4 protein-coding genes are annotated in these 9388 nt (G+C 60.7%); 2 read left to right on the top strand and 2 right to left on the bottom strand.

Annotation, left to right across the window (positions count from 1 at the left end):
• On the bottom strand, positions 1–733 hold a 733-nt coding region (locus ABJK70_RS15130), incomplete at its 3' end, for a PAS domain S-box protein (RefSeq protein WP_347258376.1).
• A 566-nt stretch (positions 734–1299) separates the two neighbouring features.
• On the opposite strand from ABJK70_RS15130, the gene ABJK70_RS15125 reads away from it, so the two are divergent.
• On the top strand, positions 1300–2622 hold the full coding sequence (locus ABJK70_RS15125; RefSeq protein WP_347258375.1) for an NAD(P)/FAD-dependent oxidoreductase: 1323 nt from the start codon (positions 1300–1302) through the stop codon (positions 2620–2622).
• Positions 2623–2793: 171 nt separating this feature from the next.
• Here ABJK70_RS15125 and ABJK70_RS15120 read toward each other — a convergent pair whose 3' ends face one another.
• Positions 2794–4716 carry an ATP-binding protein gene (locus ABJK70_RS15120; RefSeq protein WP_347258374.1) on the bottom strand — a complete coding sequence of 641 codons (1923 nt, stop codon included), beginning with the start codon at positions 4714–4716 and terminating at the stop codon, positions 2794–2796.
• A 269-nt stretch (positions 4717–4985) separates the two neighbouring features.
• Here ABJK70_RS15120 and ABJK70_RS15115 point away from each other — a divergent pair, with 269 nt between their 5' ends.
• On the top strand, positions 4986–9323 hold the full coding sequence (locus ABJK70_RS15115; RefSeq protein WP_347258373.1) for a DEAD/DEAH box helicase: 4338 nt from the start codon (positions 4986–4988) through the stop codon (positions 9321–9323).
• Positions 9324–9388 lie beyond the last annotated feature (65 nt).

Here is a 9388-nt window from a genome sequence, read left to right as displayed (position 1 = left end):
TTAAAATCACGGATACCGTATCTTTCCCGTCCCGCAGCATGCTCGCGGACAAATCGCCCCAGAATACGCTTCCGTCCTTTCGGACCAAACGCTTCTCTCCCCGGTATTGGTCGACTTCACCGCCCAAAAGCGCCTCGGCTCGTTCGCGCGATACGAAACTGTCTTCCGAGGAAATGAGATCGCTCGGAGATAACGCGCTCATTTCGTCGGCGGTGTATCCGAACAGTTCCAACCAACGCCGATTCACCTCGATAAACCGAAAATTCGTATCCAACAAAGCGATCCCGACGGCCGCCTGGTCGAACACCCCCCGCCACAAAGCGATGTTGGAACGAAACTCGGCTTCTTCCGGCTGGGGTATATAGGCGGGCACATCGATCAAGGACAACACGGCGATAGGCTCGCCGTCCAGCTCGGCCGCGCTTGCGTCGATCGAATACTTATGGTGTTTGTTCGACGCGTTCTTAAGAAGCGCCTCCGAACGGACCGTCTTCTTGTCAGAGCACACCGATTCGAGCAACTGCCGCAGAGCATTAGGGTCGTCGAACAGCACCGACGCATCGAGTCCGGGTTTGACGGTATCGCCGAAAAGTTCGCGAGCCGGGCGATTGAGAAAAAGCAGCTTTTGATCGGCCAGTCGAATAGTAACGAGCGGAACAGGAATTTGGTCGCTCCAATCGGGAATGGGATTTGGAAACTCGGAATTCAGCACAAAATCCTGTGGGGCACACATCTGATTAACGTCCGTAAGACAAACCGACTCATCGCTAGTTCTTCAGCCAACCGATAACCAAATCCTATGCTCGAATATTAGCAAGGGCTAAGACGAACATCCACCGCGTTCCTCGACGCACACCGGATTAAAGACATCGGACCTTCGGCTGTGGCAGAATCCGCAGCGGCCGAACATCTCACGGTAATCCGTCATCGGCGCGACTCAATCCGGACCGCCAGCGGGCCGGGGGAGCCGGCTTCAGCGAATATTCGGGAGGCGCTCGATGTCGCATTTTTCCGCTATCACAGTTTGGACTAGCGGTTTTGGCATACCGATCAATTCGCCATCGATAACAGCGTAGACTCATCGATTGTTTCAGCGGATTTACGCAGCCGTCCCATCAACGCCGCTTCAGACGGATGCTTATACCAAGCAAAGCACCGGAAAAGAATTACGCACGGGATAAGCATCACATTTTCGGCAAGACGCGAAAATGCCGGGAACGGGTACCGCCCTTTCAAGGGGGCAAGACCGGCTTATTCCAGTCTTAGATCAGTCATCTATTAAAAAAGGGGGGAGAGGATATGAGCGAATCTAAAACAAGTGAAAACCGGCCCAGGATCGTGGTGGTCGGCGGCGGCGCCGGCGGTCTGGAACTGGTTACGCAGCTCGGCAAGAGCCTTGGCCGGAAGAAGGCCGATATCACGCTGATCGATTGCAGCCGCACTCACATCTGGAAACCGCTGCTGCACGAAGTGGCCGCCGGCACCCTGGATTCCCACGACGACGAACTGGATTATCTAGCCCAGGCGAGCAGCAACGGTTTCCGGTACGTATTGGGCCGCATGGACGGTCTCGATCGCACCAACAAACAAGTCCATCTGGCGGCGATGGTGAACGAAAAGGGCGAAGAAATCATGCCGCCCCGCACCCATCCCTACGACATGCTGGTCATCGCCGTGGGCAGCATCTGCAACGATTTCGGCATCACCGGCGTGGCCGAACATTGCCTGTTCCTGGATACCACCGACCAGGCGGAACAGTTCCAAAACCGGCTGCTGGAAGCGTATTTCCACGCCCACGCCACCGGAGGCGTCAAGGAAACCGGTCAATTGGACGTCGCCATCGTCGGCGGAGGCGCCACGGGCATCGAGCTGTCCGCCCAGCTTCATCAGGCCACACGGCTATTGAGCGCCTACGGGCTCGATAACGTGAAGCCGTCCGACCTCCAGATTCACATCATCGAGGCCGCCGACCGATTGCTCCCGGAACTGCCCGAGCGCCTCTCCAAATCCACGCTCAAACAGCTGGAAAAACTCGGCATTCAGGTCCATCTCGGCGAGCGCGTGGTGGAAGTTACCAAGGAAGGCATGAAGACCCAAAGCGGCCGATTCATCCCGGCGGCGCTGAAAGTCTGGGCTGCCGGCGTCAAAGCACCCGATTTTCTCAAGACCATCACGGATCTCGAAACCAACCGGATCAACCAGGTCGTGGTCCGCCCCACCCTGCAAACCACCGTCGACGACGACATCTTCGCCATCGGCGACTGCGCCGCCTGCCCTTGGCCGGAAAAAAACTCCACCGTTCCGCCACGCGCCCAATCCGCCCATCAGCAAGCCACCCTCGTCCTGAAGAATCTCCGTCGAAAACTGGAGGGCAAGTCCATGCTCACCTACCGATACAAGGACTACGGCTCGCTGGTATCGCTCGGCAAATACAGCACCGTCGGCAATCTGATGGGCAATCTGATGGGCACGGTGATGATCGAGGGCCTGATAGCCCGGCTGGTTTACCTTTCGCTCTACAAGATGCACCAACTGGCGCTATTCGGACCGATCCGGGTCAGCATGCTGATGGTCTCGGGATTCTTCCGGCGGAGATTGAGGCCGAAGATCAAGCTGCATTGAGCCTCGTCTATAGGATGTGCTGACGAAGGAAGGGTCGCGACTAAAGCGACCGTTTGCGATTGGAAGCGCATCGTTCGCAATCGATGCGGTTCACTTCGGTCACCACATCCTACAAACTGACTTGTAATCAAGAAACGAGAACGTAGGATGCGGTGAGGCACAAACCGCATCCTACAATCCGGGAACCACGCACACCTGCTCGCAGAGCGGCAAGCGTATTACGAATTCGCTGCCTTTGCCGAGCCCTTCGCTTTTGACTTCGACGTTTCCCCCGTGCATCTCGATGATTTTCTGAACGATCATCAAACCCAGTCCGAGCCCGCCTTGCGCTCGGTCCAGCGTTCTCGCGGCTTGGGTGAATGCATCGAAAAGATGGGGCAGTAATGCGCTGGAGATTCCTTCGCCGGTATCGCGGATGGAGATGATCGCTTCCCCGTTCTCGGCGACTGCGGCAAGCCAAATTCTGCCGCCTTCCGGCGTGTACTTGGCAGCATTGTCGAGAAGATTCGAAACGACTTGAACCAAGCGCACGTGGTCACCTTCGAGATACACCGGCTCTTCGGGCATCGCGACCGAAAGCGTGTGGTGTCTGGACTCGATCAGCGGCTGACTGGTTTCGACAGCCTGGTTGATGACCGTCACGAGATCGACCAGAGTGATTTGAAGCGTGAGTTTGCCTTGTACGATTCGCGACACATCCAACAGATCGCTCACCAAGCGAGCCAGATGATCGACTTGCCGGTCGACCACATCGCGCGCCCACCGCAGATTGGGATCGGGAGTATCCAGCTTGCGCATCAGATGAACCGCATTCCGGATAGGCGCCAGCGGATTCCGGAGTTCGTGTCCGAGCATGGCGATGAATTCGTTCTTTTGCCGGTCGGCATCGCGAAGCGCTTCCTCCGCCTGTTTACGGTCGGTAATGTCCCGCAACACCCCGATCATGCGCACCGGAGTGCCATGGGCGTCATAGTGGAAATCTCCGATCGACGAAACCCATCGAACCGAACCGTCCGGCCAGACAATGCGGAAATCGCAGTCATAGCGGGTGTGACGTTCCCTCGCCTCGTCGACGGTGGCCGCGACATGCGGCAAATCCTCCGGATGTATCCGATCGGAAATCATTCCTTCGTCCATCACCGTCTCCTTGGGCGGGTAGCCAAAAAGCGCGGCATGACGAGGATTCCCCACGACTTTCCGGCTGCCGAGATCCCAATCCCAGGTACCCATCTGCGCGGCATCGATCGCCAATCGGTACCGCTCCTCACTCTCCCGCAACGCCTGTTCCCGCTTGACGCTTTCGCTGATGTCCATAACCACCACCGCGGCGCCCGCGATGCGACCTGTAGCGTCGCGGATGGGTGCGGCGCTGTTGTGAACAATGGCCCGAACGCCGTCGAAACGTAGAATTTCCATCAGCTGCCCGACGACCGGCTCTCCTTTTTTCAAGACTTGCGCCGGGGCCCAATCCTCCGGCCGGACGCGCTCGTCGGTATCCACCCACCACGCTTTAAAGACGGCATAATCGCTGACCGACCGTACGGGCGGACACGGCCCGCCCCAAACCTGATCGACGGCTCGGTTGGTGCCGATGATGCCGCCTTGTGCGTCCAGGATGGCCACACCCACGGGCAAGGTTTCCATGATGGCTTCGAGCCGGCTGCGCTCGTTCACGACCTCGGTATGCGCCGCGTTCAGCGCCTGTTCGGCCCGCTGGCGCTCGACGATTTCCCGCTCGAGTCGTTCCTTTTGCCGCAGCACCTCGAGGAGCGCCTTTCGTTCTCCGCTACGCAGAAGCGAAACCATCAGGCTGAGCACAGCGCCCACGCTCAACAGCAGCAAGGTTCTGAGCCACTCCCTTTGTTCCACGATCTGCCATGAATGGAGAGGCTCGATCAAATAGAAGATACTCGCCAAGGTGCTCAACACGGTGGCAAAAAGTCCCGCCCTAAAGCTGCCGTACCAGGCCGCAAGCGCCACTCCGAGCAGGAAGAGAAGCAAAGGAGGCGATCCCATGAAAAGCGGCAGCAGGAAATACTGAACGATCACTATGGTTGCTGTCGCCAATGCCGCTACAACATAGCCGTTACTCAAAATCCGTCTGATTGGAAATCTGTGCAAGGAGGTAGCCCTTATTGATCCGAATCTCTTCGGATGAAATCGAAACCGTAAAATCGACTGCCGCGGAAAATACGATACCTTGACCGAAACCGCTATAACAAAACTGGGACATCGGTCAAAGGGTCCCGGTGCGGCGTCGTTTTCACCCTCTCCCAGAGGGAGAGGGTGAAAACTGCGCGATCGCCCGGCCGCGACGATAAGCCTGATTGAGATTGCCGTCCGCTTTGGGGTAACGTAGTTCCATGATTCTCGATCGATTTCACCCAGCTGTCTCGGCTTGGTTCCGGGACGCCTTCCCCGCGCCGACCGAATGCCAGACCGAAGCCTGGGACGCCATTAAATCCGGCCGGCATACGCTGATTGCCGCGCCCACCGGTTCCGGCAAAACCCTCGCGGCGTTTCTGGCCGCCATAGACGATCTGGTTAGGGAAGGCGAAGTCTTCGGTTTGCCGGAAGAAACCCGCGTGCTCTACATCTCGCCGCTCAAGGCGCTGAGCAACGATATCCACAAGAACCTCGAAGCGCCGCTGGACGGAATCAACACCAGGCTATTCGAACTCGGCTCGACAAACGTGGCGATTCGCTCCCAGGTCCGCACCGGCGACACCCCGGCACTCGCTCGGGCGGCTATGAACAAGCATCCGCCGCATATTCTGGTGACCACTCCCGAGTCGGTTTATATCCTTCTCACCAGCGAAGGCGGGAGGCGAATGCTGAAAACCGTTCGGACGGTGATCGTCGACGAAATCCATGCGGTGGTGGGCAGCAAGCGCGGATCGCACCTGGCCTTGTCGCTGGAACGGCTGGAACGACTGGTCGAGCACCGCCTCACCCGCATCGGTCTCTCCGCAACCCAGAACCCCATCGAATCGGTCGCAAGCTTTCTGACCGGCGGGACCAATTGCCGCATCATCGATACCGGCCACCGGCGCCGACTCGACCTGGCCATCGAGCTGCCCGATTCGCCGCTGGAGGCGGTGCTCTCCCAGCAAGCGGCCAAGGAAATCTACGACCGCATGACGACCTTGATCGAGGCGCACAAGACCACGCTGATCTTCGTCAACACGCGCCGCATGGCGGAACGGGTGGCTCGCGCCCTGAGCGAACGGCTGGGCGAGGAACACGTCACCTCGCACCACGGCAGCCTGTCGCGGGAGCAGCGGCTTTCCGCCGAGCACCGGCTGAAAACGGGGAAGCTGAAAGCGCTGGTCGCCACCGCCTCCTTGGAACTCGGCATCGACGTGGGCGACGTGGACCTGGTTTGCCAACTGGGAACCACCGGCTCGATCTCCACCTTTCTGCAGCGAGTGGGCCGTTCCGGGCACTTTGCAGGAGGTCTGCCCAAGGGCCGGCTGTTCCCGGCCAGCCGGGACGATCTCATCGAATGCATCGCTCTGATCGATGCGATACGACGAGGCGATCTGGATCGCTTGATCATGCCGCAAAAGCCCGTGGATGTCCTGGCTCAGCAGATCGTCGCAATGGTGGCCGCGGCGGACTGGTCGGAGGACGAGCTTTACCGCACCGTGTGCCGCGCGTTTCCCTACCGCGAACTGAGCCGGCAAGAGTTCGACGAAATCGTCAAGATGCTGGCGGAGGGCTTCAGTACCCGGCGCGGGCCGCGCGGCGCCTATTTGCACCGGGACGGCATCCACAAGCGCTTGCGGGCCCGGAGAGGCGCGAGACTCACCGCCGTGACCTGCGGCGGGGCGATTCCGGACAACGCCGAATACCGCGTGATCCTGGAACCCTCCGGGGAATTCATCGGCACCGTGGACGAAGATTTCGCCATCGAAAGCCTGGCCGGCGACATTTTCCAGCTCGGCAACGCGAGCTGGCGGGTCTTGCGGCTCGAAGCCGGCACCTTGCGCGTGGAGGATGCCCGACATCAGCCGCCCAATATCCCGTTCTGGTTCGGCGAAGCGCCAGGGCGGACTCATGAGCTGTCTTACGCGGTGGCGCGGCTCCGGCGGGAAATCGAGGAGCGCTTGGAAAGGCCGTTCGATACAGGCTTTGTAGGCCCGGATAAGAACCTGAATCTACCCGCCGCCAATGCCTTTCTCGAAAAGGAGGTCGGCGTGTCGTCGCTGGCCGCAGTGCAGGCCGTCAACTACCTGGCCGCGGCCAAGCTGGCCCTAAGCACACTGCCCACCTTGGACACCCTGGTGTTCGAACGTTTCTTCGACGAATCGGGCGGCATGCAGTTCATCATTCACGCGCCCTACGGCAGCCGGGTCAATCGCGGCTGGGGACTCGCCCTGCGCAAGCGCTTCTGCCGTACCTTCAACTTCGAGCTGCAAGCCGCCGCCACCGAGAACGCCATCATCCTGTCACTGGGCGTCTCGCAAAGCTTTCCGCTGGAGGACGTCACGCGTTTCCTGAACGCCAACACCGTGCGCGATTTGTTGGTGCAGGCGCTGCTCGCGGCCCCGATGTTCAACGTGCGCTGGCGCTGGAACGCCGTCTGCTCGCTCGCGCTCAAGCGCTTTCAGGGCGGCCGTAAGACGCCCCCCTATCTCCTCCGCATGCAGGCGGAAGACCTCGTCACCTGCGTGTTTCCCGACCAGCTCGCGTGCTTCGAGAACATCGTCGGCGACCGGGAGGTGCCCGATCATCCGCTGGTCAACCAGACCGTGCACGATTGCCTGACCGAAGCCATGGACATCGACCGGTTGATCGAGGTGATCGGCGGGATCGAAAGCGGCGCGATCCGCGTGGTGTGCCGCGATCTGACCGAACCCTCGCCGCTCGCCGCCGAAATCGTCAATTCCAAGGTCTACAGCTTTCTGGACGGAGCTCCCCTGGAAGAGCGCCGGACCCGCGCGGTGGCCAGCCGCCGCTGGCTCGATCCTTCCGAAGCCGCGGACCTCGGACGTCTCGACCAGGCGGCCATCGACCGGGTGCGGCAGGAAGCCTGGCCCGAGGCCTCCAACGCCGACGAGCTGCACGACGCCTTGCAGATGCTGGGCTTTCTCCAGCAATCCGAAGCGGAAATCGGCTGGGAAGCATTCTTTCGGGAGTTGAAGCTGCAAGGGCGCGTGGCGGAATTGCATGTAGCGAGCGGCAACATTCTTTGGATTGCGGCCGAGCGCTTGCCGCAATTCCAGGCGGTGTATGCGCAGGCCGATGGCTCCTCGTCGGCTGGCATCGGTTATGCGGCACAACTGCCGCCGGAGTATCTGGAGCAAACCTGGACGCCGGAAGACGCGCTGAAGGAAATCGTCCGCGCGCGCATCGACTGCACCGGGCCGGTCACGGCGGCGGAACTGGCGGAAGCCATGGCTCTTCCCGTCGGCCGCGTCGAGTATGCTCTCCTGGCGCTGCAGAACGAAGGCTTCGTCCTGCGCGGGTCGTATACGCCAGGAGCCGGCACGGAAGAATGGTGCGAAAGACGCTTGCTGGCGCGCATCCACCGCTACACCATCAACCGTCTGCGCCAGGAAATCGAACCGGTGCCCAGCGCCGATTTCATGCGTTTCCTGTTCCGCTGGCAGCACGTGCATCCCGAAAACCGCATGCAGGGCGCGCAAGCCCTCGCGGCGGTCCTGGCCCAACTGGAGGGCTTCGAGGCGGCCGCGGTCGCCTGGGAAGGCGATTTGCTGCCGGCGCGGATTACCGATTACGACCCCGCCTGGCTCGACGCCCTGTGTCTTTCGGGCAAGATCGTCTGGACCCGGCTTTCCGCCGCCAAAGGCGGCCAAGGGCCCGTCAAATCCTCGCCCATGGCGCTCATAGCCCGGCGTCATCTATCGTACTGGCGGCAGTTCGCCGTTCAAAGCGAGTCAACCGAGCTGTCGCCCGCCGCACGGCACGTAGCGGATATCCTGAAAACCCGCGGCGCTCTCTTTTTCGAAGAACTGGCGCAGTGGGCAGGTCTACTGCCGACCCAGCTGGAAAACACGCTGGCGGAACTGGTGGCGCGCGGGTGGGTCGCCTCGGACAGTTTCATGGGGCTGCGCGCCCTGCTGATCCCCGAGCAAAAAAAGCAGCGCTATCGGGGACTTTCCTTCGGAATGGCGGAAGCCGGGCGCTGGACGCTCGTGCAGCCGCCCTTGCTACTCGACGAGAACGCATCCGAGTCGGCCGATCAGGAAGCCGTCGAGCATATCGCCGGCACACTGCTCAAGCGCTATGGCGTCGTGTTTCGGGCGCTGTTGGCCCGCGAGACCGTCGCGCCGCCCTGGCAGGATCTCCTACGCATTTACCGGCGTCTGGAAGCGCGCGGCGAAATACGCGGAGGACGCTTCGTGGCCGGCCATTTCGGCGAGCAGTTCGCCCTGCCCGAAGCCGTGGAAGCCCTGCGCGCGGTGCGCAAGGAGAAAGACACCGAAACCTTGGTCACGCTCAGCGCCGTCGATCCGCTGAATCTCGTCGGCATCGTCACGCCCGGCGCGAAAATCCCCGCGCTCCCGGGCAATCGCGTGCTGTTCCGGGACGGCATCCCGACAGCCCTGCACGCCGGCAAGGAAACACAATTCCTGGTTTCGGTGGAAAAACACCGGGAGTGGGAATTCAAGAACCGGCTGACGCAACGGACCGTCCCGCCGCAGCTGCGGGCTTATCTCGGCTCGGCGTCATAGGATATGGCCGAACTCCATTGCCTCAGCAATTACAGCTTTCTGCGCGGCGCCTCGCACCCGGAAGA

Origin of the sequence: Methylocaldum sp. (genome assembly GCF_039794385.1) — a bacterium.
GTDB lineage: Bacteria > Pseudomonadota > Gammaproteobacteria > Methylococcales > Methylococcaceae > Methylocaldum.
The sequence above is the reverse complement of the archived record's forward strand: the minus strand, read 5'-3'. Positions and strand labels throughout refer to the sequence as shown.

What these genes read in the sequence shown, in the direction of transcription:
- ABJK70_RS15125 (WP_347258375.1), top strand. Translation starts at nt 1,300, where the DNA reads ATGAGCGAATCTAAAACAAGTGAAAACCGGCCCAGGATCGTGGTGGTC.
- ABJK70_RS15115 (WP_347258373.1), top strand. Translation starts at nt 4,986, where the DNA reads ATGATTCTCGATCGATTTCACCCAGCTGTCTCGGCTTGGTTCCGGGAC.